Annotated in this window: 27 protein-coding genes; 10 read left to right on the top strand and 17 right to left on the bottom strand. The window is 66.5% G+C overall.

What is annotated here, in order from left to right; all coding sequences use genetic code 11:
* Positions 1-248: 248 nt before the first annotated feature.
* The 12 genes from CBP34_RS02005 to phnG form a co-directional block, all read right to left on the bottom strand.
* The gene (locus CBP34_RS02005; protein WP_094097137.1) at positions 249-836 is read right to left on the bottom strand and encodes a phosphonate degradation HD-domain oxygenase; all 588 of its coding nucleotides are present in this window, start codon (positions 834-836) and stop codon (positions 249-251) included.
* Positions 837-857: 21 nt separating this feature from the next.
* Positions 858-1664 (bottom strand): phosphonate ABC transporter, permease protein PhnE, encoded by an 807-nt coding sequence (gene phnE, locus CBP34_RS02000; RefSeq protein WP_086911155.1) that lies wholly within the window; start codon positions 1662-1664, stop codon positions 858-860.
* A 49-nt stretch (positions 1665-1713) separates the two neighbouring features.
* Positions 1714-2658, bottom strand: a complete 945-nt coding sequence (gene phnD, locus CBP34_RS01995; RefSeq protein WP_094097136.1) for a phosphonate ABC transporter substrate-binding protein — start codon at positions 2656-2658, stop codon at positions 1714-1716.
* 35 nt (positions 2659-2693) lie between these two features.
* Positions 2694-3548 carry a phosphonate ABC transporter ATP-binding protein gene (gene phnC / locus CBP34_RS01990; RefSeq protein ID WP_094097135.1) on the bottom strand — a complete coding sequence of 285 codons (855 nt, stop codon included), beginning with the start codon at positions 3546-3548 and terminating at the stop codon, positions 2694-2696.
* 118 nt (positions 3549-3666) lie between these two features.
* Complete coding sequence (locus CBP34_RS01985; RefSeq protein ID WP_094097134.1) at positions 3667-4821, bottom strand: alpha-D-ribose 1-methylphosphonate 5-triphosphate diphosphatase; 1155 nt, start codon at positions 4819-4821, stop codon at positions 3667-3669.
* Positions 4818-5540: a phosphonate C-P lyase system protein PhnL gene (phnL, locus tag CBP34_RS01980; RefSeq protein WP_094097133.1), complete on the bottom strand. Its 723-nt coding sequence runs from the start codon at positions 5538-5540 to the stop codon at positions 4818-4820. The genes CBP34_RS01985 and phnL overlap by 4 nt, the downstream gene beginning before the upstream one ends.
* Complete coding sequence (gene phnK, locus CBP34_RS01975) at positions 5537-6325, bottom strand: phosphonate C-P lyase system protein PhnK (RefSeq protein WP_094097132.1); 789 nt, start codon at positions 6323-6325, stop codon at positions 5537-5539. Before phnK ends, phnL begins: the two co-directional genes overlap by 4 nt.
* Positions 6326-6338: 13 nt before the next feature.
* Complete coding sequence (locus CBP34_RS01970; protein WP_094097131.1) at positions 6339-6791, bottom strand: GNAT family N-acetyltransferase; 453 nt, start codon at positions 6789-6791, stop codon at positions 6339-6341.
* A complete protein-coding gene (locus tag CBP34_RS01965; protein ID WP_418134701.1) occupies positions 6788-7741 on the bottom strand; it encodes an alpha-D-ribose 1-methylphosphonate 5-phosphate C-P-lyase PhnJ in 954 nt (317 codons plus the stop codon). The genes CBP34_RS01970 and CBP34_RS01965 overlap by 4 nt, the downstream gene beginning before the upstream one ends.
* A complete protein-coding gene (locus CBP34_RS01960) occupies positions 7738-8850 on the bottom strand; it encodes a carbon-phosphorus lyase complex subunit (RefSeq protein WP_094097130.1) in 1113 nt (370 codons plus the stop codon). The genes CBP34_RS01965 and CBP34_RS01960 overlap by 4 nt, the downstream gene beginning before the upstream one ends.
* A 2-nt stretch (positions 8851-8852) precedes the next feature.
* A complete protein-coding gene (phnH, locus tag CBP34_RS01955) occupies positions 8853-9479 on the bottom strand; it encodes a phosphonate C-P lyase system protein PhnH (protein ID WP_094097129.1) in 627 nt (208 codons plus the stop codon).
* Entirely contained in the window at positions 9476-9982 is a 507-nt protein-coding gene (phnG, locus tag CBP34_RS01950) for a phosphonate C-P lyase system protein PhnG (protein WP_094097128.1), read from the bottom strand. The genes phnH and phnG overlap by 4 nt, the downstream gene beginning before the upstream one ends.
* Before the next feature lie 75 nt (positions 9983-10057).
* Between phnG and phnF the strand changes: the two genes are divergently transcribed.
* From phnF to CBP34_RS01925, 5 genes are read left to right on the top strand one after another with little or no spacing between them, the layout of a single operon-like run.
* Positions 10058-10822, top strand: a complete 765-nt coding sequence (gene phnF / locus CBP34_RS01945) for a phosphonate metabolism transcriptional regulator PhnF (protein WP_086911145.1) — start codon at positions 10058-10060, stop codon at positions 10820-10822.
* Positions 10812-11534, top strand: a complete 723-nt coding sequence (locus CBP34_RS01940; RefSeq protein WP_094097127.1) for a DUF1045 domain-containing protein — start codon at positions 10812-10814, stop codon at positions 11532-11534. The genes phnF and CBP34_RS01940 overlap by 11 nt, the downstream gene beginning before the upstream one ends.
* Positions 11531-12094, top strand: coding sequence for a phosphonate metabolism protein/1,5-bisphosphokinase (PRPP-forming) PhnN (gene phnN / locus CBP34_RS01935; protein WP_094097126.1), 564 nt, complete (start codon positions 11531-11533; stop codon positions 12092-12094). The genes CBP34_RS01940 and phnN overlap by 4 nt, the downstream gene beginning before the upstream one ends.
* Before the next feature lie 45 nt (positions 12095-12139).
* On the top strand, positions 12140-12592 hold the full coding sequence (gene arsC / locus CBP34_RS01930; RefSeq protein WP_094097125.1) for an arsenate reductase (glutaredoxin): 453 nt from the start codon (positions 12140-12142) through the stop codon (positions 12590-12592).
* 36 nt (positions 12593-12628) lie between these two features.
* Positions 12629-13846, top strand: a complete 1218-nt coding sequence (locus tag CBP34_RS01925; RefSeq protein WP_094097124.1) for an MFS transporter — start codon at positions 12629-12631, stop codon at positions 13844-13846.
* 31 nt (positions 13847-13877) lie between these two features.
* On the opposite strand, the gene CBP34_RS19555 is transcribed toward CBP34_RS01925, so the two are convergent.
* A complete protein-coding gene (locus CBP34_RS19555; RefSeq protein ID WP_094097123.1) occupies positions 13878-14084 on the bottom strand; it encodes a hypothetical protein in 207 nt (68 codons plus the stop codon).
* Between the two features lie 345 nt (positions 14085-14429).
* Here CBP34_RS19555 and CBP34_RS01915 point away from each other — a divergent pair, with 345 nt between their 5' ends.
* From CBP34_RS01915 to CBP34_RS01905, 3 genes are read left to right on the top strand one after another with little or no spacing between them, the layout of a single operon-like run.
* Positions 14430-15578, top strand: coding sequence for an aminopeptidase (locus tag CBP34_RS01915; protein WP_094099017.1), 1149 nt, complete (start codon positions 14430-14432; stop codon positions 15576-15578).
* Complete coding sequence (locus tag CBP34_RS01910; protein ID WP_094097122.1) at positions 15571-15975, top strand: polyhydroxyalkanoic acid system family protein; 405 nt, start codon at positions 15571-15573, stop codon at positions 15973-15975. Before CBP34_RS01915 ends, CBP34_RS01910 begins: the two co-directional genes overlap by 8 nt.
* A gap of 10 nt (positions 15976-15985) precedes the next feature.
* Positions 15986-16696, top strand: a complete 711-nt coding sequence (locus CBP34_RS01905) for a nitroreductase (RefSeq protein WP_094099016.1) — start codon at positions 15986-15988, stop codon at positions 16694-16696.
* Positions 16697-16773: 77 nt separating this feature from the next.
* Here CBP34_RS01905 and CBP34_RS01900 read toward each other — a convergent pair whose 3' ends face one another.
* The 3 genes from CBP34_RS01900 to CBP34_RS01890 all read right to left on the bottom strand — a co-directional run bounded on the left by CBP34_RS01900 (position 16774) and on the right by CBP34_RS01890 (position 19505).
* Positions 16774-17028 carry an acyl-CoA-binding protein gene (locus tag CBP34_RS01900; RefSeq protein ID WP_024813151.1) on the bottom strand — a complete coding sequence of 85 codons (255 nt, stop codon included), beginning with the start codon at positions 17026-17028 and terminating at the stop codon, positions 16774-16776.
* 65 nt (positions 17029-17093) lie between these two features.
* Positions 17094-18194, bottom strand: coding sequence for a M14 family metallopeptidase (locus CBP34_RS01895; protein ID WP_094097121.1), 1101 nt, complete (start codon positions 18192-18194; stop codon positions 17094-17096).
* 105 nt (positions 18195-18299) lie between these two features.
* Positions 18300-19505 carry a M20 aminoacylase family protein gene (locus tag CBP34_RS01890; protein ID WP_094099015.1) on the bottom strand — a complete coding sequence of 402 codons (1206 nt, stop codon included), beginning with the start codon at positions 19503-19505 and terminating at the stop codon, positions 18300-18302.
* 77 nt (positions 19506-19582) lie between these two features.
* On the opposite strand from CBP34_RS01890, the gene argE reads away from it, so the two are divergent.
* Complete coding sequence (gene argE, locus CBP34_RS01885) at positions 19583-20752, top strand: acetylornithine deacetylase (protein WP_094097120.1); 1170 nt, start codon at positions 19583-19585, stop codon at positions 20750-20752.
* 24 nt (positions 20753-20776) lie between these two features.
* On the opposite strand, the gene CBP34_RS01880 is transcribed toward argE, so the two are convergent.
* Positions 20777-21925 (bottom strand): ABC transporter substrate-binding protein, encoded by a 1149-nt coding sequence (locus CBP34_RS01880; protein ID WP_094097119.1) that lies wholly within the window; start codon positions 21923-21925, stop codon positions 20777-20779.
* A gap of 130 nt (positions 21926-22055) precedes the next feature.
* Between CBP34_RS01880 and CBP34_RS01875 the strand changes: the two genes are divergently transcribed.
* Complete coding sequence (locus CBP34_RS01875; protein ID WP_094097118.1) at positions 22056-24158, top strand: molybdopterin-containing oxidoreductase family protein; 2103 nt, start codon at positions 22056-22058, stop codon at positions 24156-24158.
* The last annotated feature ends 47 nt before the right edge of the window (positions 24159-24205 follow it).

Below are 24205 nucleotides of genomic sequence, written 5' to 3'. Positions count from 1 at the left end.
GCTGCACGGTACGCCATAATTCCCCGCGCATGTCGGCAAGCGCGCCACAGAACCCCGGCACACAGAGACGGGTCGCAAATGCCAATGCTCCGCCATCGGCACACCACGATCCCATGGCCCCGGCACAACGTGCGGTTCCGCAACGTGGTGCGCGATACAGCGTTGGAAGAGACCGCCAGCCGGGCGTGGGTTGGCTGCACAAAGGCAGCGAAAAACGCTTGCTATGAACTGCTGGAGCCTTCAGCCCCTCAGGCCGGCAAGGCGACGGGCATCTGACTGGCCAGCGCATGGCGCGCGGTGACCGTTGCCAGCGTATGCATGAAATGCTCGAACGCGGGTGTCGAGCGACCGGCCACCTTCGCCGCATCATCGTAACGGCGTAGCCGGATGGCCTCGTGGGCAAAGGGCCGAGATACGAACTGCACGGCCTCTTCAACCGAGTACGCGCCCCCCTGCAATTCCAGGCTGTGTTGGGACGCCGGTGAGAGGGCATCCTGGTAACCGCGTTCCGCGGTGCACAGGTAGCGTTTGGCATCGACATGCAGCCTCACGGGCTCCAGAACTGCCGGCGGCAGCAGGGCCCGCAAAAACGGCAGCGCCACATACTGGTGCAGACCATCGCGGCCGGCGCGCTCAGCACCCCCGTCCTGCGGAGACAGCAGGTGCCCGATGTCGTGCAGCAGCGCAGCAGTCACCAACTCTGGCGTCTCGCCGGCCAGCTCGGCCAGATGGGCACACTGCAATGCATGCTCCAACTCGCTGACGGCTTCGCCGCCATACTGCGCATTGCCGCGCGTCACCAGCAAGTGTGAAATGTCGATCAGGGTCAAGGCCATGAGGGACTCCTGCGCGGCCTCTCAGACCAGGGCCTTGCGTATGCGCGCCGATACCAGATCGATGGCACTCACGGTAACCACAATGATGAGCATCACCGCGCAGGTCTCGGCATACTGGAAGCCACGAATGATCTCCCACAGCACCACACCGATGCCGCCCGCGCCCACCATGCCCACCACCGAGGCCGAGCGCACATTGGCCTCGAAGCGGTACAGCGTGAAGGAGATCCATAGCGGCATCACCTGCGGGATCACACCGTAGATGATTTCATGCAGGGCACTGGCACCGGTGGAGCGTATGCCTTCGACGGGCTGAGGGTCGATGGCTTCGACCGCCTCGGAAAACAGTTTGGCCAACGTGCCCGAGGTATGGATCCACAGCGCCAGCACGCCCGCAAACGGCCCCAGACCCACGGCCACCACGAACAGCATGGCGAACACCATTTCGTTGATGGCACGAAACGCATCGAGCACGCGACGCACCGGCTGGTACACCCACCAGGGCACGATGTTCGAGGAGGCCAGCAAGGCCAGCGGCACGGCCGTCAGCACGGCCAAGGCCGTGCCCCACAGCGCGATCTGCAGCGTGACGAGCATCTCCTGCAAATAGAGCTGCCACTGCCCAAAATTGGGCGGAAAAAACTCCGCCGCGTAGCGGGCCATGTTGCCCGAGTCGCTCAGCAGATCCAGCGGGCGCATGTCGGCGCCATTCCAGGACGCCGCCAACAGCACCAGCAGGATGCCCCACGACAGGTACCAGCCCAGGCTGCGCTTGGGCGCCGTGGTGCTGGCCAGGGTGGCCAGCGAAGGATTCAGAGCAGAAGACATGGGGATACTCGGGGCGGCGGAGGGCTGCAGTTCGTGCCGGCAGTTGGCGTTACTTCAGGGACGCCAGTTGCTGGTCAATTTCGGCCAGGCGGGTCTTCTTGTCGGCGTCAGCCAGCGTGGCGTCGGATTCGATCTTGTTGCGCTTGCCGAACAGGTCGAGCTGCCGGATGGGGGTGAGCTGAGCATTGGTCGATGGCTTGAAGCCCGAGAGCTTGGAGAGCTTCATCACGATCTCCTTCTCGCGTGCATCGGTCTTGGCGTAGTTGTAGAAGAAATTCTTGATCTTCGTCTTGGTCGCCTCGGGCATTTCCTTGTGCAGAACCACGGGGTCCAGCGCGATCAGGGGCGATGTCCAGACGATCTTGATGTCCTTGAACTTCTCGGGCTGGCGTTCCTTGATCTTCTCGAGGTTTTCGCTGTTGTTGGTGGCCACATCCACCTGCTTGTTGGCCACGGCCAGGGCGTTGGTCTCGTGGTTGGCGCTGCGCACAATCTTGAAATGTGTCTTGGCATCGATCTTGTTCTGCGCAAAGGCGTAGTAGCCCGGCACCAGAAAACCCGAGGTGGAATTGGGGTCGCCATTGCCAAAGCTCAGCGACTTGCCGTTCTTGAGCACGTCGTCCAGGCTGGTCAGGGGGCTGTCCTTGTGCACGATCAGGTGCGAGTAGTAGCCCTGCGTGCCATCGGCATTCACCATCTGGGCAAACACTTCACCGTTGGCGCGGTCTACCGCTTCCATGGCCGACTTGTTGCCCAGCCAGGCCACCTGCACCTTGTTAAAGCGCATGCCTTCGATGATGCCGGCGTAGTCCGGGGCGAAGAACGCCTTGATCTTGAAGCCCGTCTGCCTGGCCATGTCGTCCAGCAGCGGCTGCCAGTCGGCCTTGAGGTTCTGCGTGGCTTCGGTCGAGATGATGCCAAAGTTGATGTCCTGGGCCATGGCGCCCGTCATGCCGAGGCCCAAGGCCAGGGCTGCACACAGTTTCTTGATCATGAAAACTCCCGGGGGTTGGAAAGTGAAAAGGAAAATCAGGCGACCTGTGCCAGTGGCGGCATCCAGCCGTTGGCTGGTTGCGCGGCGGGGGCTGCCGCCAGCGGGCTGGCACCCACCAGAATCTCGTCGGCCTGCACGCCATACAGCGCGCGCAGCAGGTCTGGTGTCAGGGCGGCGGACGGGCCGTCGTACACCACACGGCCCTGGTGCAGCGCCACCACGCGCGGGCAGTATTTGATGGCCACGTCCACCTGGTGCAACGACACGATGACGGTGCTGCCGTCTTCGCGGTTGATCCGCGCCAGGATGTCCATGACCTTGCGCGACGACTCGGGGTCGAGCGAGGCAATGGGCTCGTCGGCCAGCACCACCTTGGCGCCCTGCACCAGCGTGCGGGCTATGGCCGCCCGCTGCTGCTGCCCGCCCGACAGGGTGGATGCGCGTTGCGCGTGGCAATCGGCAATGCCCACGCGGGCCAGGGCCTCCAGCGCCAGCGCCCGTTCGTGCGGTTTGAACATGCGCAACCAGCCGCGCCAGCGGGGCGTACGATGCAGCAGCCCGACCAGCACATTCATCAGCACCGGCAGGCGATCGACCAGGTTGAACTGCTGGAACACAAAACCCACCTGCGACCGCACCTGGCGAATGTCGCGGTGAATGCGCCCGCCCTGCTGCACGCAGCGGCCGTCCACCTCGATCAGCGAGTCGCTGGCGCTGTCGGCCACCACCAGCCCCGCCACATGGCGCAGCAGCGTCGACTTGCCCGAGCCCGAGGCGCCAATCAAAGCCACCATCTCGCCGCGCTGCACGGTGAGGTTGATGTCGCGCAAGGCATGTTTGCCATTGGCGAAATGCTTGTTCAGTTTCTGGATGCGAAGCGCTGTGGACATCACAGGATCCTTAAGTCGTCTAGACAACCAAGTGTCTGGCTGCCTCATGACACGGTTTTGACAGTTGCAAGAAGTTTGGGTGTCAAACGGGACGGCAAACGGGCCACCCCATCGGCCCTCACAGCACCCGCATGCCCTCGCGCCACACGGCACGCACCACCGCCTGCTGTGAGCCATCGGGCAGTTCGGCCATGTGCACCTGCACCAGGTCGGCCCGCAGCCCCGGTGCCAGCTCGCCCCGGTCTGCCATGCCGGCCGACCGGGCCGGGTTGCGCGTGACCGTGGCCACCGCCTGCGGCAAGGTGAGGATGCCGTCGTGCACCAGGCGCATCACGGCGCTCAGCAGGCTGCCGGGCACGTAATCGGACGAAAGAATGTCCAGCAGCCCCTGGCGTGCCAGGTCGGCCGCCGCCACGTTGCCGGAGTGCGAGCCGCCCCGCACCACATTGGGTCCGCCCATCACGGTGAGCAGGCCGCGCTCATGGGCGGCGCGGGCCGCCGCGAGCGTGGTCGGAAACTCCGACATCGCGGCCCCTTCGGCATGGGCCTGTTCCACATGCGCCACCGTGGTGTCGTCGTGGCTGGCCAGCGAGATGCCGTGCGTGCGGCAGTAATCCACGAAATATGCGCGGTGCGGCTCTGCGTATTGCGCCTGCAGCGTGGCAGCGTGCTCCACCTGGCGCTCGAACTTTTCCGCGCTCCAGCCCTTCTTGCCGGTGTAGTAAGTGCGTGCCTGTTCAATGTCTTCCCACTGGCGCTGGCCCGGCGTGTGGTCCATCAGCGAGATCAGCGACAGGCGCGGGTGCCCGTGGAACGGCGCAAACAGGTCGATGGTGTTGGGCGCGGGCAGCTCGCAGCGCACATGCAGGTGGTGGTCGGCCCGCAGTAGCTTGCGCTCGGTGCAGATGGCTATGGTGTCAAGCACGCGATTCCAGGCGCTGCCGCGCAGGCTGTCCGCGTCGGCCTCGCCCACGCCCAGCGCGTCCAGCACGGTGGTGATGCCGGCCGCGGCAATCTCGGCGTCGTGCGCGAGCAGCGCGGGCATCTCGGCCCACTGCACCTTGGGGCGGGGCATGAGATGGCGCTCGAAGTTGTCGGTGTGCACCTCCACCAGGCCGGGCAGCAGGTAGTCGCCCTCCAGGTCGAAGGCTTGCAGCGCAGATGTCGCGCCGGCATCCACCGACGCAATGCGCCCGGCCTCTGCGCGCAACGTACCCTGAACCACCTCGCCTGGCAACACCAGGCGGGCGTTCGTGAAGACGGTGGCCGTCATGCGGGCGCCCCCCGGAAGTCGCCCACATTCACGCGGCGCGTAGCCACGGCCGCACCCACATGGACGTCGTGAAAGATGCCCACCAGGGCGGCACCGCGCTCCACCGCCTCGCGGATCAGGGCAATCACGGTTTCGGTGTTGGCTGCATCGAGCGAGGCCGTGGGCTCATCGAGCAGCAGCAGCGGCTTGGGCTTGATCATGTTGCGGGCAATGTTGATGCGCTGCTGCTCGCCGCCGGAGAACGTGGCCGGGGGCAAATGCCACAGGCGCTCGGGAATGCGCAGACGCACCAGCCATTGGCGCGCCTGCTCACGCGCAGCCTCCAGCGCGGTGCGGTCACCCGCGGCGTCTTCGGCCAGCGGTTCGGCCACCACATCGAGTGCCGAAACGCGAGGAATCACCCGCAAAAACTGGCTCACGTAGCCGATGGTGTCGCGTCGCAGCTGCACCAGCGCGCGCGGCGTGGCCTGGGTCACATCCACCAGTGCGCCACTGGCCGACCGCACGGTGATGCTGCCTTCGCTGGCGCGGTAGTTGGCATAGACCATCTTGAGCAAGGTGCTCTTGCCCATCCCCGAGGGGCCGTCAAGCACCACGCATTCGCCGGGGCACACGGCGAGGTCCACATCGCCCAGCACGGGCAGTTCGATGCCGTTCTGGTGGTGCAGGGTGAAGCGCTTGGCCACCCCTTTCATCTGAAGAATGGGGGAGTTGTTCATGGCTGCAGTACCGAAGAAACCAAAAGCTGGGTGTAAGGGTGTTGCGGGTCGTCCAGCACCTGGTCGGTGAGGCCCGACTCGACCACGCGGCCGCGCTGCATCACCACCATGCGGTGCGCCAGCAGGCGGGCCACCGCCAAGTCATGCGTGACGATGATGGCGGCCAGCTGCATCTGCCGCGTGAGCTGGCGCAACATGTCCAGCAGGCGCGCCTGCACCGACACATCCAGGCCCGAGGTGGGTTCGTCCATGAACACCAGGCGCGGCTGGGTGACCAGGTTGCGGGCAATCTGCAGGCGCTGGCGCATGCCGCCCGAGAAGGTGCGGGGCGCATCGTCGATGCGGGCCGGATCGATCTCCACGCGCTGCAGCCACTCCATGGCCGTGGCGCGCAGGCGGCCATAGTGCCGTTCGCCCAGGCCCATCAGGCGCTCGCCCACATTGGCGCCGGCCGACACCTCCATGCGCAGGCCGTCCGCCGCGTTCTGGTGCACAAAGCCCCAGTCGGTGCGGGCCAGCAGGCGCTGCTGGGCCTCTGTCATGCCAAACACGTCCTGCAGGGCACCGTCACGGCCACAAAACTGCACGCTGCCCGCATCGGGCGCGCTGCGCGCTGCAATCGCATTGAGCAGGGTGGACTTGCCCGAGCCGGATTCGCCGACCACGGCCAGCACTTCGCCAGGCCACAGGTCAAACGATGCGTCCTGCAGCGCCACGCGCTCGCCATAGCGCTTGCAGATGCCGCGCACGCTCAGCAAAGGGGATTGGGAATCAGGGGTTTCCATATCGCAGGTCTCTTCAGGTCTCGATGACAAAGCTGAGGCCGTGCCGCGCAAAGCCCAGGGATTCATAAAAGGCGTGGGCCGCGACGCGCTTGGCGTTCGACGAGAGGGCGAGCTTGTAGCAACCGGCGTCGCGCGCCTGCTGCACCGCATGGGCCATCATCTGGCGCCCGATGCCCTGGCCCTGCCGCCCCGCCGCCACCACCACGTCCTCGGCAATGGCCGAAGGCGCGCCCCGGTGCGCCAGGTTGTGCATGACCAGCAGTGCATAGCTGCCCACCACGGCACCGCGACTGGCCGCGTCACAGGCCACCCACAGGCGGTAGCTGGGGTAACGGGAAAACTGGGCCAGCATGGCGCGGGCCTCTTCCAGGGACAGCACCAGCTGCGGGTTTTCTTCGATGCTTTCGTACAGCGCCAGAATGTCTTCCAGGTCGGCCTCGGAGGCCTCGCGGATGGTGATGCTCATGGGGCCTCCGCTGCGCCAGAGGTCGTGGACGCTTCGCCCTGCCGGGTGCACTGGCGCTCCTGGCAATAGTCCGAATCCGAGCACACATGCATGCGGCTGCCCTGATCGTCGGTGATGACCTCGTCGAGGAAACTGTCGGTGGCACCGCACAGCGCGCAGGCGGAATCCCAGCGCTGCACCTCGAACGGGTGATCGTCAAAGCCCAGGCTTTCCACCGGGGTGTACGGCGGCACGGCGTAGATGCGCTTTTCCCGGCCGGCCCCAAACAGCTGCAACGCCGGGTTCATGTGCATCTTGGGGTTGTCGAACTTCGGAATGGGCGACGGCGACATCACATAGCGGCCATTGACCAGCACCGGGTAGTCGTAGGTGGTGGCAATGTGGCCGTAGCGGGCGATGTCTTCATAAAGCTTCACATGCATCAGCCCATACTCGGCCAGACCGTGCAGGGTGCGGGTTTCGGTCTCGCGCGGCTCCAGGCGCTGCATGGGCTCGGGCACCGGCACCTGGTACACCAGCACCTGGCCTTCGGTCAGCGGTGTTTCGGGGATGCGGTGGCGCGTCTGGATCAGCGTGGCCTCCACGGTCCGCGTGGTGGTGGCCACACCCGTGGTGCGTTCGAAGAAGCGGCGGATATTGACCGCATTGACCGTGTCGTCCGAGCCCTGGTCAATCACCTTGAGGCGGTCCTGCGGGCCGATGATGGAAGCCGTCACCTGGATGCCACCCGTGCCCCAGCCATAGGGCAGCGGCATCTCGCGTGAGCCAAACGGCACCTGGTAACCGGGGATGGCCACCGCCTTCAGGATGGCGCGGCGGATCATGCGCTTGGTGCGCTCGTCCAGGTAGGCAAAGTTGAAGTGGCCATCGGCGGGCGCTGCGTCGGCAGTCGGTTCCGTCACATCAGGCATCTCGGCGGGCCTCAAGTCGGGCTGTTGGGGCGCGTTCATGCATCGTCTCCTGGCACGGAATCGGAAGTGGCCGCGCCGGCAGCGGCGCGCATCTTGCGCACCAGCTCCAGCTCCGACTGGAAGTCCACGTAATGCGGCAATTTGAGGTGCTGTACGAAGCCCGAGGCTTCGAGGCTGTCGCTGTGCGAGAGCACGAACTCCTGCATCTGTGCGGGCGACTCGATGGGCTCACCCAGTTCGTCGGCGCGCAGCGCGCGATCCACCAGGCTCATGGCCATGGCCTTGCGCTCACTGTGGCCAAACGCCAGGCCGTAGCCACGCGTGAACTGCGGCGGGCTGGTCTTGCTGCCGGCAAACTGGTTGACCATTTCACATTCGGTGATCTCGATATCCCCGATATCGATCGCAAAGCCCAGTTCCTCGGGTTCAATCTCCACCGCCACCGTGCCCAGGCGCACCTCGCCGACAAAGGGGTGCGAGTGCGAATAGCCGCGCTGGGTCGAATACGCCATGGCCAGCAAAAAGCCCTCGTCGCCGCGCGCCAGGTTTTGCAACCGCGTAGCGCGGTCGGCCGGGAAACGCAGCGGCTCGCGCGTGAGGTCCTTGGGCAACGGGTCACCCGGGGGCACCGGGCGGGTTTCGATCAGCCCTTCCTGGTTCAGCAGGTCCACCACACGCGGTGTGGTTGGCGGCGCGGCCATGTCTGCAACCTGGGTCGATGGCATGGCCGGGACGTCACCCTGCGCAAGCAGCGTGAAGTCGAGCAGCCGCTGGGTGTAGTCGTAGGTAGGGCCCAGCACCTGCCCCCCGGGCAGGTCCTTGAAGGTGGCGGAAATGCGCCGGTCCAGCACCATGCACGCGGTGTCGATCGGGCAGGTGCTGCCCAGGCGCGGCAGCGTGGCGCGGTAGGCGCGCAGCAAAAAGATGGCCTCGACCAGATCGCCCGATGCCTGCTTGATGGCGAGCGCCGCCAATTCAGGGTCGTAGACCGAGCCTTCGGTCATCACGCGGTCCACGGCCAGCTTGAGCTGTTGGCGGATCTGGTCCACCGACAGCTCGGGCTGCGCGGTGTCGCCGCGGCGCTGTTCGGCCAGCAGGCGGTAGCTGTTGAGAATGGCGGCTTCACCGCCCTTGACGGCAACGTACATGCTCAGGCCTCCACGGCAGAAGGGATGCGGGTGGTGCGGGGCAGTCCCGCGAGGTGGTTCGCGGTGGCCAGCAGCACGTCCACCCCGCGCGGAAACGCCACATGGTTGTCGGCCCACTGGCGTTCAAAGTCGGCTGGCAGGCCGCTCACCCGCAAGTGCTGCACATCACGGATGCCGGGGCCGCGCAGGCGCCAGGCACCGTGCGCAACCGCATCGGCGTCCATCGCGTCCACATCAAGCACACAGGTGGCCGACTGATCCGGGTAGGCGTCACTGCCCAGTGCCAGGGCGTGCAGGGGCGGCATGGCGTCGCCCGCTGCCACCCACACAAAGCGCGCCTGCTCCGGCAGGTTCACCAACTGGCAACCGGTGTGAAAGCGCAGCCATTGCCCTGCGTTGCTGGTGGCCAGACGCGGCGACAGCCACAGCGAGCAATCGCTATCGAGCAGGGCCAGCAAGGCGGCAGCCGCAGCGCTGTGGCCCACTGCGGGCACTTGTGCATCGTGGTCCACGCGCACCGGCTTGCCGGGCTGCGACAGCGCCTGCAGCACGGCACGAAACACGGCCTGGCTGCCCAGGGCTTCGTTGGAAAAATCCGCACCCAGTGCGGACAAGGTGTGGGCTGTCATTCCGATTCCTCCTCGTCATCGGCACCGCTTTCGCGCGCCACCGTGAAAAATTCCACCTTCGTGCTGGCAGCGCGCGCGCGGCGCTCGGCCTGCTGGTCTGCCAGATGGCGGCGCAGCGGCGCCAGCAGGGCGGCATCCAGTGCCGGCTGATGCGCGGGGTCTTGCAGCAGGGCATCGGCCAGCGCAGCCAGATGCACATGGCGTTGCGAGCGCCCCAGCACATAGCCCACGCCCACGGTGGCTTCGGCACCTTCGGCCTGCACGCGCAGCGCGCAGCGGGTGACTGTGACCTCCCCCAGGTTGAAACGCTCGCCGGTGCCGCCGGCACGGCCTTGCACCATCATCAACCCGGTTTCCGGGGCGCGCAGCCAGCGGGCGGGGCGCGACAGGTGGTCGCACAGCGCGGGCTCCAGCAGGTCCAGCGGCGCACGGGCCAGCAAGGCCATCCACTGCGCCCGCTGCAACGGTCTGCCAGCACCGGGGTTGTCAAAGGCTTGAAACATGAAAGTGATACCCTGAAAGTTGTATAGACAAATTGAACAACTCGCGCCAGCTTAAAGAGCGCTCGTGTAGCTTTCATGACAGCCAGTACTTCTCCCTCGATTGCGTCGAACGCACCGCAACGCCCCGTCCGCGACAGCTTCTGGACGCGCATTGCCGCCGAACTGGCCGAGGCCATTGGCAGCGGCATTTATGCCCCGGGCCAGCGCCTGCCGTCCGAGCACGCGCTGGCCGAGCAATTCGGCGTGAACCGCCACACCATCCGCCGATCACTGGCCAGCCTTTGCACGCAGGGCCTGGTACGCATCACACAGGGCAGCGGCACCTATGTCGAAGACTTTGCGGTGGACCTGGTGCTGGGCAAGCGCACGCGGCACCATCAGGGTCTGGCGCAGGCGGGGCTGCGCGGCAGCCTGGTGGTGCTACACGAACAAGCACTGCCCGCCACGGTGACGGTGGCCAAGGCCTTGCAGGTGCCTGTGCGCAGCAAGGTGCTGGCATTGCGCGTGCTGGGCGAGGCACAAGGGCAGCCGCTGCACGTCAGTGAGCGCTATTTCCCGCTGCCGCGCTTTGAGGGCCTGACCGCCGTGGTACGCGCGACCGGCTCCATCACGGCAGGCTTTGCCGCGCATGGCGTGGCCGACTACACCCGCCGCGAAAGCCGCATCACCGCCGATCTGCCAGATGCCCAGGTGGCCGCCGATCTGCGCCAGCCCGCCAGCCGCCCCGTGCTGCTGGTGGAGAGCCTGAACGTCGACCCTCAGGGCGTGCCCATCGAATGGGCGCGCGCCTGGTTTGCGGGCGACCGCGTCAAACTCACCATTGCCCACGATGAGCACTGAACCCATCACCGCGCACCGTTATGCGGTGTATTTCGCCCCCGCACCCGGCACCCTCGGCTGGCTGGCAGGCAGCCACTGGCTGGGCCGCTGCGCGGCGCAGTTGCAGCCGCTGCCCCAGCTGGACATTGCAGGCGTAACCAAAGATGACCTGCACCGCCTCACGGCAGCGCCCCGACGCTATGGCTGGCATGGCACGCTCAAGGCGCCATTTATGCTGACGCCGGGCGTGGACTGGGCCACGCTGCACCAGGCTGTGCAGGCCATCGCCAGTGGTCTGCAGCCGTTCACACTGCCGCCCATGCAGGTCGAGCGCCTTGACGACTTTCTGGCGCTGGTACCCACGGCATCCGCTGCCGCGCAGGCGCCCATCCATCAGGCCGCCGCCGCTTGCGTGACGAAGTTGCAGCCGCTGGTGGCCCCCTTGCCCCCGGCCGAACTCGCCCGGCGGCGCGCGGGCGGCCTGACACCCCGGCAGGACGAGCTGCTGCAGCGCTGGGGCTACCCGTTTGTGCTGGAGGAGTTCCGCTTTCACATGTCGCTGACCGGCCCCTTGAGCGAGGTGCATGTCGACGCCCAGGCCCTGGTGCACGATGCCGCCGAGCAGTTCTTTGCCGACCTGCCGCCCCTGCAGTTCAACAGCCTGGCGCTGTTTGCCGAACCCACTCCGGGCGCCGACTTTGTGCTGCTGGACCACCTGGAGATGGGCGCATGAGTGGGCGGCTGGTGTACTGCATGGGCCCCTCGGGCGCGGGCAAGGATTCGTTGCTCGACTGGTTGCGCCAGCATCTGCCCGCCTCCAGCGCGGTGCATTGGGCACGGCGCACCGTCAGCCGCGCCGCCCCAGCCGGTGGCGAGGCGCACGAAAGCGTGGATGAAGCCACCTTCGCCCGGCTGCGCGACGCCCAGGCCTTTGCGCTGCACTGGCAAGCCAATGGCCTGCACTATGGCGTGCGGCACGCTGAACTGGCACCCTTGTCAAGACGCGCATGGGTGCTGGTCAATGGCTCGCGCGCCTACTTGCCGCAGGCGCTGCAACAATGCCCGGAACTGGTCGCCGTGCACATCACCGCCAGCCCCGAGGTTCTGCGCCAGCGCCTGACGGCCCGGGGCCGCGAGACGGCAGAGCAGATCGACGCACGCGTTCAGCGGGCAGCGGCCTTTCAGCCTCCACCCCACGTCGCCGCCGTGGAAGTGCACAACAACAACGCCCTGGACGACGCTGGCCGCAACCTGCTGCGCACCCTGCAGCAGCTGCCCGGCTGGCCCCTCTGAACACGCCATTGCCATGGCACGCTCGCGCTGACACACTGCCGACGCATGACCTCCATCACCATCTATCACAACCCGCGCTGCGGCACCTCCCGCAACACCCTGGCCATGATCCGCAACAGCGGCGTGGAGCCCGAGGTCATTGAATACCTCAAGACCCCGCCGCGCCGCGAAACCCTGGTGGCGCTGATCGCTGCCACGGGCCGGCCCGTGATCGATGCGGTGCGCAGCAAGGAAGCCCTGTTCACCGCGCTGAACCTGGGTGCCCCCGGCGTGACGGATGAGCAGCTCATCGATGCCATGGTCCAACATCCCATCCTCATCAACCGCCCCATCGTGGTCACGCCGCTGGGCACGCGGCTGTGCCGCCCGTCCGAGGCGGTGCTGGACATCTTGCCCCAGCCCCAGCAAGGCGCCTTCACCAAGGAAGACGGCGAGGTGGTCATCGCTGCGAACGGCCAGCGCGCCCCAGGGGCCGACCGCCCCTCCAGCAAGCCATAACACCCCAAGCTTGCGCAGCGTGGTGCACCCCCTCTCATGAGACCCGCCTCGCAGCGCTGGACAGTGGCCCGCCTGGGCAGCGCGCAGACCCTGGCCTGGGCCTCGTCGTACTACCTGCCGGCCATGCTGGCCGTGCCCATGGCGCGCGACCTGGGTGTGGCACCGTCCGTGGTGTTTGCCGCGTTCTCGGTGGCGCTCATCGTGTCGGCCTTGCTGGGCCCGCTGGCGGGCCGCACGATCGACCGGCATGGCGGCCGTTCGGTGCTGGTCGGCACCAACGTGCTGTTTGCCGCCAGTCTGGCCGGGTTGGGCCTCGCGCAGGGCCCCATCGGCCTGTTTGCCGCCTGGGTGCTGATGGGCGTAGCCATGGGCTCGGGCCTGTATGAAGCGGCCTTTGCCACGCTGGTGCGCCTGTACGGCAAGGACTCCCGTGGCGCCATCACCGGCATCACGCTGATTGCGGGCTTTGCCAGCACCGTGGGCTGGCCGCTGTCGGCCTGGATGGAAGTGCAATGGGGCTGGCGTGGCGCATGTTTTGGCTGGGCCGGCTTGCACCTGCTGGCGGGCGTGCCGCTCAATGGCTGGTTGCCCCGCATCGACAGCGTAGCGAACGCGCAAAACACACCGGCCCCCATGACCACCATGCCGGCCGCATCGCAGGCAGCGTCAGCAGATGCATCCCCACACGCCCCGGCCGCTGCCACCCGCGCGCTGCGCACCACGGTGCTGCTGTCGTTCGTCTTCGCCGTGACCTGGTTCACCAGCACGGCCATGGCCGCCCATCTGCCGCGCCTGCTGCAGGCCAGCGGCACCTCGCTGCAGGCGGCGGTGGCCATCGCAGCCCTGGTGGGCCCCGCCCAGGTCGTGGCGCGCCTGCTCGAATTTGGCCTGTTGCACCGCATGCACCCGCTGCTGTCAGCCCAGCTGGCCGCAGCGGCCCACCCGGTAGGCGCAGCCATCCTGATGGTGGTGGGCGCCCCCGCAGCAGCGGTGTTCACCGTGCTGCACGGCGCGGGCAACGGCATCCTGACCATTGCCAAGGGCACGCTGCCGCTGGTGCTGTTCGGCCCAGCGGGCTATGGCGAGCGCCAGGGGCTCCTGATGGTGCCCGCCCGCGTGGCGCAGGCCTTTGCGCCGCTGCTGTTTGGCCTGCTGCTCGATGGCGTTGGCGCTGCGGCCTTGTGGGTCACCGCGCTGCTGGGCGTGGCGGCGCTGGCGGCGTTGTGGGTGCTGCGGCCGGTGGCGCGGCAATAGCCAAAGGCCCTGCACCGCCCTGCTCGTGGGGTCAGCCGAAGAGCGCCATCACCACCGCAAAAAGCGCAGCCGCCCAGCCAACACGCTGTGCCGTTCGCGCGGCCTTTCTCTCTGTCGGGAACAACTCGCAGCGGCGCCACATCCACACATTGCCTAAGCCCGCCACGAGCAAACCCGCCACGGCGACCGCAACGGATGAAAGCACCAGACCCAGCACCAGGCCACCGATCAGCGTCATCCATGTGAACACGCCAATGGCGCTGGAGGTACTGGCCAGTACATGGGACAGTCCTGCGCAGTAGCCGCATTGCGCAGGACCTTCTCGCGTGGACCAGCGAAGCGCTGCATTGCTGACGCCGCGCTTCTGACAATGGGGGCAAACGTGCGTCATTGGACATGCCACTGGGAACCCCCATTCATGGTCGTGGTAGCGGCAATAGACCGGTGCTGCCCGGCACCAGCTGCAGCGTGGGGCATGGCACATTCTAGGAACCAGCCGCACCGGGTGCCAGGCAAGGCCCGCAGTGAACCCTGGCCGGGCCTTGTGTCTACACTGCAGATCACTCCCGTTTTCCTTGCCGACATGCCACTTTCGTTTCTGCAACGCCTTGTACTGCTGTTCCTGCTGGCGCTGGCGCTGCCGGGCTGCGCCAGCCAGGGCAGCACGCTGGGCTATTACTGGCAATCCGCACAGGGGCACCTGCAGATCATGCGGGCGGCCGAGCCGATCGACCAGTGGATCGCCCGCACCGACATCACCCCCGCACTGCGCGAGCGCCTGCAACTGGCGCAGCGCGCCCGCGCCTTTGCCGTGGCCGAGCTGGGCCTGCCCGACAACGCCAGCTACCGCCGCTATGCCGACCTGAAACGCCCCTACGCCGTCTGGAATGTGGTGGCCGCGCCGCCCTATGCGCTCACGCTGCACCGCTGGTGCTTTCCGGTCACGGGCTGCATTGGCTACCGCGGCTACTTTGCCGAATCCGACGCGCGGGCCGAGGCCGCGCAGCTGACCGGGCAAGGCCTGGAAGTGGAGGTGTATGGCGTGCCCGCCTACTCCACCCTGGGCTACATGAACTGGGCCGGCGGTGACCCGCTGCTCTCCACCTTCATCGCCTGGCCCGAGGGCGAATTTGTGCGCCTGCTGTTCCACGAACTGGCTCACCAGGTGGTGTATGCGCAGGGCGACACGCTGTTCAACGAATCGTTTGCCACGGCGGTGGAGCGGCTGGGCAGCGCGCAGTGGCTGGCCACCGAGGCCAGCCCAGAGGCCCGCGCGGCCTTTGCCGAAAGCAGCGAACGACGCAGCGCCTTCCGTGCCCTGACGCGCGCCACCCGGGCGCGGCTGTCAGCAATTTACGAGCAAAAAGAGGCTCTAGCGCTTGATGAGAAAGCGCTGGCAGCTATGAAAATTGAAGCAATGCAAGCGTTTCGTAGCGACTACGCCACGCTGCGCACCGCCTGGCTGCAGGCCCGGCGCGATCGCACCGCCGCCGTGAATGCCGCCCAGCTGGCGGGTTACGACCGCTGGGTGGCCCGGGCCAACAATGCCAGCTTTGCCGCCCAGGCGGCCTACGACGAACTGGTGCCCGCGTTCGAAGCCCTGTTCGAGCGCGAGGGCCGCCAGTGGCCCCGGTTTTATGATGCCGTCAGACAACTGGCGCAGCAGCCCGAAGCGCAACGCCACCAGAGCCTGCGCGCCCTACCACCACCCAAGGAGCCCCCCGGTGCCTGACATCCACATCCACCGCGAACACCACCTGGGCTTCGCCGAAGCCCGCAACGTCGGCCTGTCCTGGGCCGAAAAGGCCGAGAAAAAGTTCGACATGGACTGCACGTATGAAGAAGGCGATGCGCAGGACACCCTGTATTTCAGCCGCGCCGGCGTGAAAGGCACGCTGCTGGTGGATGCCCGCCAGTTTGAAATGAAGGCCGAGCTGGGCTTCCTGTTTGGTGCCTTCAAGGCGCGCATCGAAGCCGAAATCGGCGAGCAGCTCGATGCGCTGCTCAACGCGCCCCACCCCGCTGCGCGCAAAACCGCGCCAGCCAAAAAGAAAGCGCCCGCGCAGGATGGCGCGGAGCACAAGACCGCCAGCCGCGCACCCGCCAAGGCGGCGGCCCGGAAAGCCTGAGATGACACCCATGCACACACCACCTCCTGCCGCAGCACCCGCCGGGACAACGCCCGCCTACGAAACCCTGTCCACCCTACTGCATACCCGCTACAGCTGCCGCGCGTTCCTGCCGCAGGAACTGGACCGCCCCACCATCGACAGCATCCTGGCCGCCGCCCAGCGCACGGCCTCGTGGTGCAATGCGCAACCGTGGCAGCTGACCATCGCCAGCGGCGCCACCCTGGCGCGCCTGCGCAGTGCCCTGCAGGCCCATGTGGCCACCGAGCCTGCGGCGCCCGATCTGCCCTGGCCGCGCGAATACCGCGGCGTGTACCAGGAGCGGCGGCGCGAATGCGGCTGGGGCCTTTACGAAGCCCTGGGCATTCCCAAGGGTGACCGCGAAGCCTCCGCCCGGCAGGCGGCCCAGAACTTCACCATGTTCGGTGCGCCGCATGTGGCCATCGTCAGCAGCGACGAAGCCCTGGGCGTGTATGGCGCGGTGGACTGTGGCGCCTACGTGGGCAACTTTCTGCTGGCCGCGCACAGCCTAGGCGTGGCAACCATTGCGCAGGCCGCGCTGGCCGCCTACCCCCGTGTTCTGCGCGAGGTGCTGGGCATTGCCACAGACCGCAGCATCGTCTGCGGCATCTCGTTTGGCATGGCCGACCCGGCGCATCCGGCCAACCGGTTTCGCACGCAGCGCGCAGCCCCGGGGGACAGCGTCACCTGGCGCGACTGAGGCACTGCCACGCCACCGGCGCCCATGAAAAAAGCGGCCGTGAAGCCGCTTTGCTTTCTGAATCGACTCTTGCCCTTTCAGCTCAGCGACTCAATCAGGTCGATGTACTGCTGCTTGGCGGCGTCAAGACCGGTGCCCTTGAGCTTTTCCCATGCGTCCCACTTGGCCCGGCCCACGACGTCGGAGAAGCTGGGCTTCTTTTCGGTGTTGTCGCCCGCCGTGGCCTGCTTGTACAGCGCATAGATCTTCAGCAGCGTGACGTTGTCGGGACGCTCGCTAAGGTTCTTGGAATTGGCCACAGCGGCTTCGAAAGTGGCATTCAGGTCGGCCATGTCGTTTGTCCTTGGTAGAAAAGTTGGAAAAAAACAGTGTCGGCAAAATTTACCTGCGCTGCATCTTAGTGCCTGCTCAGGCCCTGCACCGCCTGGAACATCGACTGCCGCGCCTGGCTGATGACCTGGCCCTTCCAGGCATCGGTGTCGGTGTAGAACGCGGCCAGCATCTGCGCCTTGATGTGCGCGGCTTGCTCGGCGGGGGCCTCGGGATGGAGATAAAGCCAGTGTTCGGCACGCAGGGCCTGCAGCACATCCTGCAGCGGCTGCGTGCCGTATTCCATGGCAATGCCGGTGAATTGGGCCTGGGGGCATTCGTCCTGGATGGCGGTCCACATCAGCCCCGTAAGGAATGCCGAGGTGGACGAGCCGTCATGAATCGACGTGACGGGCGTGGCGCCACCGCCCGCCCACCAGTCGCGCGTGCGCTGCACGGCGACGGCATCGTCGGGCCCGCAGTAGATGCGCTCGCCCAGACCACTGGGGCCCAGGCCCGTGTGCAGATCGATCCAGCCCACGCGCGCGGCCCGGCTGCCGTGCTGGCGCAGCACCGCGCGCAGCGTCTGGTTGCTCCAGGTTGGCGCCGTGCCACCAAAGTACAGGCCCTGGGCAAACTCATGCTGCCCGCGCGTGATGGCCGCCTGCCAGGCGGCTGCGCCATGCGCGGCGATATAGGCCTGCACAGCCAGCAGGTTGTCCGCCTGCGGCGGCCACGCATTGGGCAACAGCAGCGGTGCCACTTCACGGTAGGCGGCATTGACGGGCAGGGGCTGGCTGAAGTCGTGGAAATTGCGGTTCAGGTCCACGTTCTCGTGCGTGGTGCGGCGGATGTGCGAGAACCCATAGGGGTTGAGCGCGTGGATGTAGAGCACGGCCACGCCCTGCGCATGCGCCAGGTTGCGCCACTCCTGGTCGTGCAGTGCAAAAACCTGCACGCCACTGCCGCAAAAGCCCTCCACCCCATGGCAGCCGCTGCTCACGATGAGCAGCTTGTCGGCGTCTGGCGGACCATCGCGAACCACATCCATGGCCAGGTCTTCGCCATCGCGCCCCAGGAGCGGATGGCGGTGCGATTCGATCGGCAGGCCGGACGTGGCGGCAGCCTCCAGAAACTGCGTGCGTGCGCGCGCATAGGTGGGAGCAAACGCCTGGACGATACCGATCATGGGATTTCCTGAACAGATGACTGAAGGAGCGCGCGCCGGGATGCCAAGGGAAGAGACGAGCACCCGGCCGTGGAAAAAGCCAGGGCACCTGCGCCATTGCGCCGGTCAGGCGCGGGCCGCTGCCAACCACTCCTCGGCCAGCCGCACCCAGTAGGTGGCGCCCAGCGGAATCAGGTCGTCATTGAAGTCGTAGCTCGGGTTGTGCAGCGTGCAGGGGCCGCCGCCATGGCCCATGTCGCGGTGCGTGCCATCGCCGTTGGCAATAAAGCAATAGGCGCCCGGCTTGGCCTGCAGCATGAAGGCAAAATCCTCGGCGCCCATGGTCGGCTCTTGCACCACCACGTTGGCCTCGCCCACGATGCCCGCCATCACCTGGCGCGCAAAGTCGGCCTCGGCGGCCGAATTCACCGTGGGCGGGTAGTTGCGCACAAATTCGAACTCGCAGGTGGCATCGTGCGCGGCACAGGTGTGCTCAGCCACCTGTTTCATGCGTGCCTCGATCATGTCCAGCACCTCGATGGAGAAGGTGCGCACCGTGCCCTGCAGCTCGCAGCTGTCGGGCACCACGTTGGTGGCCTCGCCCGCGTGGATCATGGTGACCGAGATCACGCCCGCATCCACCGGTTTCTTGTTGCGGCTGATGATGGTCTGGAAAGACTGCACCATCTGGCAGGCAATCGGCACCGGATCGATGCCGGTGTGCGGCATGGCGGCATGCCCCCCCTTGCCGTGGATGGTGATCTTGAATTCGTTGCTGGACGCCATCACGGGCCCCGGGCTCACGGCGAACTGCCCCGCCTTCATGCCCGGCCAGTTGTGCATGCCAAACACAGCCTGCATGGGGAATTGCTCGAACAGGCCGTCTTCCATCATCACGCGCGCGCCGCCGCCGCCCTCTTCGGCCGGTTGGAAAATCAGGTACACGGTGCCGTCAAAATTGCGGTGTTTGGCAAAGTGCTGCGCAGCGGCCAGCAGCATGGCCGTGTGGCCGTCGTGGCCGCAGGCGTGCATCTTGCCGTGGTGCTGGCTGGCATGCGCAAAGGTGTTGAACTCTTGCATGGGCAGCGCGTCCATGTCGGCACGCAAGCCAATGGCACGGCCGCTGGCGCCGCCATCGCGCCCTTTCACGATGCCAACCACGCCGGTCTTGCCCAGCCCCCGGTGGATGGGAATACCCCACTCGGTGAGCTTTTGCGCCACCACGTCGGCGGTGCGAACTTCTTCGAAGCACAGCTCGGGATGGGCATGGATGTCGCGGCGCACTGCTGCAATACTGGCGGCCTGGGTGACGATGGAATCGATAACGTTCATGATGTGCATCCTTACGAATTGACAGTCTAGCCCGGTATCCAGATGCCTGCCAACGCGGCCGATTGCAGCCCCACACCATGATTTCTGCCCACGCCCTCGAACTTGCGCAAACCCTGGTGCGCATGAACACCGTCAGCCACCACTCCAACCTGGAGCTGATCCACTTCATCCGCGACCACCTGGCCCTTCTGGGTGTCAAGAGCCGGCTGAGCTTCAATGCCGACAAGACCAAGGCCAACCTGTTTGCCACGCTGGGCGAGGGCAAGCCCGCCGGGGTGATTCTCTCGGGCCACACCGACACCGTGCCCTGGGACGGCCAGGACTGGAGCGTGGACCCGCTGGGCGCGGTGGTGCAGGACGGCCCCGAGGGGCCGCGCCTGTATGGCCGCGGCAGCGCCGACATGAAGGCGTTCATCGGCGTGGCCTTGTCGCAGGCCGAACAGTTCCTGAAAAGCGATGCACCGTTCGCCATCCATTTCGCGTTCAGCTATGAGGAAGAAATTGGCTGCTTTGGCGTGAAGGAACTGATTGCCGACCTGCACCACGCAGGCATCAAGCCCCTGGCCTGCATCGTGGGCGAACCCACGAGCATGGTGCCCGCCATCGCGCACAAGGGCGTGTACCGATACAAGTGCTGCGTGCGCGGCAAGGAGGCGCATTCGTCACTCACGCCGCATTCGGTCAACGCCATCGAAATGGCCGCCCGCGTGGTGGGCCGGGTGCGCGACATGGCCGAGGGGTTCGAGCGCAACGAGCCGCGCTTTGCGGGCTTTGACGTGCCGTTTTCCACCGCCAGCGTAGGCCAGTTCCATGGCGGCATTGCCGACAACGTGGTGCCGCGCGACGCCGAGTTCCGCTATGAGTTTCGTGACCTGCCCACCGCCAACGCCGCGCAGATGCAGGCCGAGGTGGTGGCCTACGCCAGGTCGCTGGAACCCGCGATGAAGAGGGTGGCACCCGCCGCGGGCTTCGAGTTCGAGACGATCTGCGAGATCCCCAGCTTTCTCGGCAACAAGGACGATGCCGTGACGCGGCTGGCCCAGGCGCTGAGCGGCGAGCCCGGCACCACGCTGGTGGCCTTTGGCACCGAGGCCGGCCTGTTCAAGAACGCCGGCATTCCCACCGTGGTGTGCGGACCGGGCAGCATCCAGCAGGCGCACCAGCCCGATGAATATGTGAGCCTGGCGCAGCTGGCGCGCTGCGAGCAGTTCATGCAAAAACTTGCGCGCACGCAGGCCCTGGGCTGAGCCTGCGCAGCAGCGCGGCGCCGCTCAGGTGCGCACGCGCCCGTCACCGGTCAGCATGGACATTTCCACAAAATTCGATGCCGAGTGGTCTGAGCTGCTGAAGGACACCGGAAACCCGGAAATCACCTGCGAGCCCAGGGATTCGAGGCCTGCAATGAAGCTGTCGTGGCTGAGCTTGCCGCCGGAAAGCGCCTGGCGCAGGCCCTCGGTGAAAACGCGGGCCGCCAGATACCCTTCCAGGCTGGAATAGTTGGCCTGCACCTTGTCGCCGCCCTTCTTGATAGCCTCCAGAAACTCGCGCGTGATCGGGCGCGAGGGCTGGTAGGGCGAAGGCACGACCTGCGACACCACCACGCCTGCGCCGTCCTTGCCCAGTTCATCGGCCAGCGCCTGCGTGCCCACGAACGACACGTTGTAGAACGTGCCGCCAAAGCCCGCCTTGCGCGCCGCGCGCACAAAAGCGGCACTCGCGGAGTAGGCCGAGATCTGCACCACCGCGTCGGGCATGGCGGGCACCAGCTTGTCCACGGCGGCCTTCACATCGGTGGAATTGCGCTCCACCGTGGCCGTGGCCACCGGGGCGAGCTTGAGTTCGGCCAGCGCCTTGGTCACGCCGTCCAGCCCCGCCTTGCCGTAGGCATCGTTCTGGTAGAACACGGCGATCTTCTTGAGACCCAGGTTGGTGAGCTGGCGAACGATGAGTGCAGTTTCGTCGTAATACGACGCGCGCACATGGAAGATCAGGCGGTTGAACGGCTGGCGCAGCGCCTCGGCACCCGTGAAGGGGCCGAAAAAAGGCACTTTGGCCTGGGTGAAAATCGGTAGCGCCGCCAGGCTGGTGGGGGTGCCGATGTAGCCAAACAGCGCAAACACGTCTTCGGCAATCAGCTTTCGGGTGTTCTCGGCACAGCGGTCGGGCTCGTAGCCGTCGTCCATGGTGCGAATTTCCACGGTGCGCCGGCCTACGCCGCCCTGGGCGTTGAGCCGGTCGAAATACAGCTTGGCGCCCAGGTTGAACTGGATACCCAGTTGCGCGGCGGGACCTGTAAAGGCCGCCGACTGCCCCAGCACGATGCGGCCTTCGCCCTGCGCGCGTGCCAGATTGAAACCGCCCAGCGCTGCCGCGCCCAGGCCCACCGAAAATTGTCTGCGCCCTATTGCCGTTTGGTTCATGGTGAAATCTATGCTCTTGTGAATCGAGGGCAATCCCCTCTGCGCTGCCGGTAGGCAGTCTCCCTGGATCGGACGCAAGACTGCACTCCGACACCAGCCCTGTATGCCAGTTTAGCGATCAACCCACGGTATGCCCATGTCTTCTGCTGCAAATACGCCACGGTCTGCGCCGGTGCAGGTGCGCGGCGCCTGCCCGCATGACTGCCCCGACACCTGCGCCCTGCTGACCACGGTGGACAACGGCGTGGCCACCCGCGTGCAAGGCAACCCCGACCACCCGCACACCGATGGCGTGCTGTGCACCAAGGTGTCCAGGTATACCGAGCGCAGCTACCACCCCGAGCGCATCCTCACGCCCCTCAAGCGCAGCGGCCCCAAGGGCAGCGGGCAGTTCACCCCGGTTGGCTGGGACGAGGCGCTGAACGACATCACGGCACGGCTTTCGGCCATCGCAGCGCGCAACCCCGAGGCCATCCTGCCCTACAGCTACGCGGGCACCATGGGCATGGTGCAGGGCGAGAGCATGGACCGGCGCTTCTTTCACCGCCTGGGTGCGTCGCAGCTCGACCGCACCATCTGCGCATCGGCTGGCGCCGAGGCCCTGGTGCAGACGCTGGGCGGCAAGGTGGGCATGAAGGTGGAGTTTTTTGCCGAGGCGCAGCTCATCCTGATCTGGGGCAGCAATTCGATTGGCAGCAACCTGCATTTCTGGCGCTACGCCCAGCAGGCCAAACGCAACGGAGCGCGGCTGGTGTGCATCGACCCGCGCAAGACCGAAACCGGCGACAAATGCCACGAGCACATTGCGCTGCGCCCCGGCACCGATGCCGCGCTGGCACTGGCGCTGATGCACGAGCTGATCGCCCACGACTGGATCGACCACGACTACATCGCCCGCCACACACTGGGCTGGGAACAACTGCGCGAACGCGCCCTGCAGTGGCCGCCGGAGCGCGCCGCCGAGGTGTGCGGCGTGTCGGTCGAGCAAATCCGCCAGCTCGCCAAGGACTACGGCACCACAAAGCCCGCAGCCATCCGCCTGAACTACGGCATGCAGCGCGTGCGCGGCGGCGGCAACGCCGTGCGCGCTGTCGCCTGCCTGCCCGCGCTGACGGGCGCCTGGCGCCACCGCGCGGGCGGCCTGCTGCTGTCGAGCTCGGGCCAGTTCCCGGCGCAGCGCGCGGTGCTGCAGCGGCCCGACCTGATGCCGGCGAACACACCGCGCACCATCAACATGTCCACCATCGGCGACGCCCTGCTGCGCGACGCCTCGCCAGCCTTCGGCCCAAAGGTCGAGGCCATCGTGGTCTACAACAGCAACCCCGTGGCCGTGGCGCCCGATTCCAGCAAGGTGGTTCAGGGCTTTGCGCGCTCAGACCTGTTCACCGTGGTGCTGGAGCATTTCCAGACCGACACGGCCGACTACGCTGACTTCATCCTGCCCGCCACCACGCAGCTGGAGCACTGGGACGTGCATCTGAGCTACGGCCACACCGACGTGCTGCTCAACCGCCCCGCTATTGAACCCCTGGGCCAGGCCCGCAGCAATGCACAGATCTTCCGCGACCTGGCCGCGCGCATGGGCTTCACCGAGCCCTGTTTTGCCGACAGCGACGAAACCCTGTGCCGCCAGGCCTTCGGCGACGCGGTGGACTACGCGCTGCTCGAATCGCAGGGCTTTGCCACGCTGGCGCTGCCCGATGCACCGTTTGCCGAGGGCGGCTTTCCCACGCCGAGTGGAAAGTGCGAGTTCTACAGCGCCCGCCTGGCCGCGCAGGGTCTGGACGGTCTGCCGGACCACCTGCCCAACCACGAGCTGCAGGGCAACTCGGCCCGCTACCCGCTGGCCATGATCTCGCCGCCCGCGCGCAATTTCTTGAACTCCACCTTCGTCAACGTGCAAAGCCTGCGCGCCATCGAAGGCCGTCCGGTGCTGGAGCTCCATCCCGACGATGCCCAAGCGCGCGGCATCGACGACGGTGCCGTGGTGCGTGTGTTCAATGACCGCGGCAGCTACCGTTGCCACGCGGCGGTATCGCGACGCGCACGCCCCGGCGTGGTCAACGGCCTGGGCGTCTGGTGGCGCAAGCTGGGACTGGACGGCACCAACGTGAACCAGGTCACCAGCCAGGCCCTCACCGACCTGGGCCGGGCGCCGACGTTTTACGACTGCCTGGTGCAGGTCGAGGCCTGCAGCCAGCCGGAGGCGACTGACACCCCGCTCAAGGCTTGATAGGCATGGGGCTTTGGACGCCTGAACCCGCCCCAAAAATGCCTCAA

Origin of the sequence: Acidovorax carolinensis (assembly GCF_002157145.1) — a bacterium.
GTDB classification, from domain to species: domain Bacteria; phylum Pseudomonadota; class Gammaproteobacteria; order Burkholderiales; family Burkholderiaceae_C; genus Acidovorax; species Acidovorax carolinensis.
Note: the sequence above shows the minus strand (reverse complement) of the source record. Positions and strands in the feature narration are given on the sequence as shown.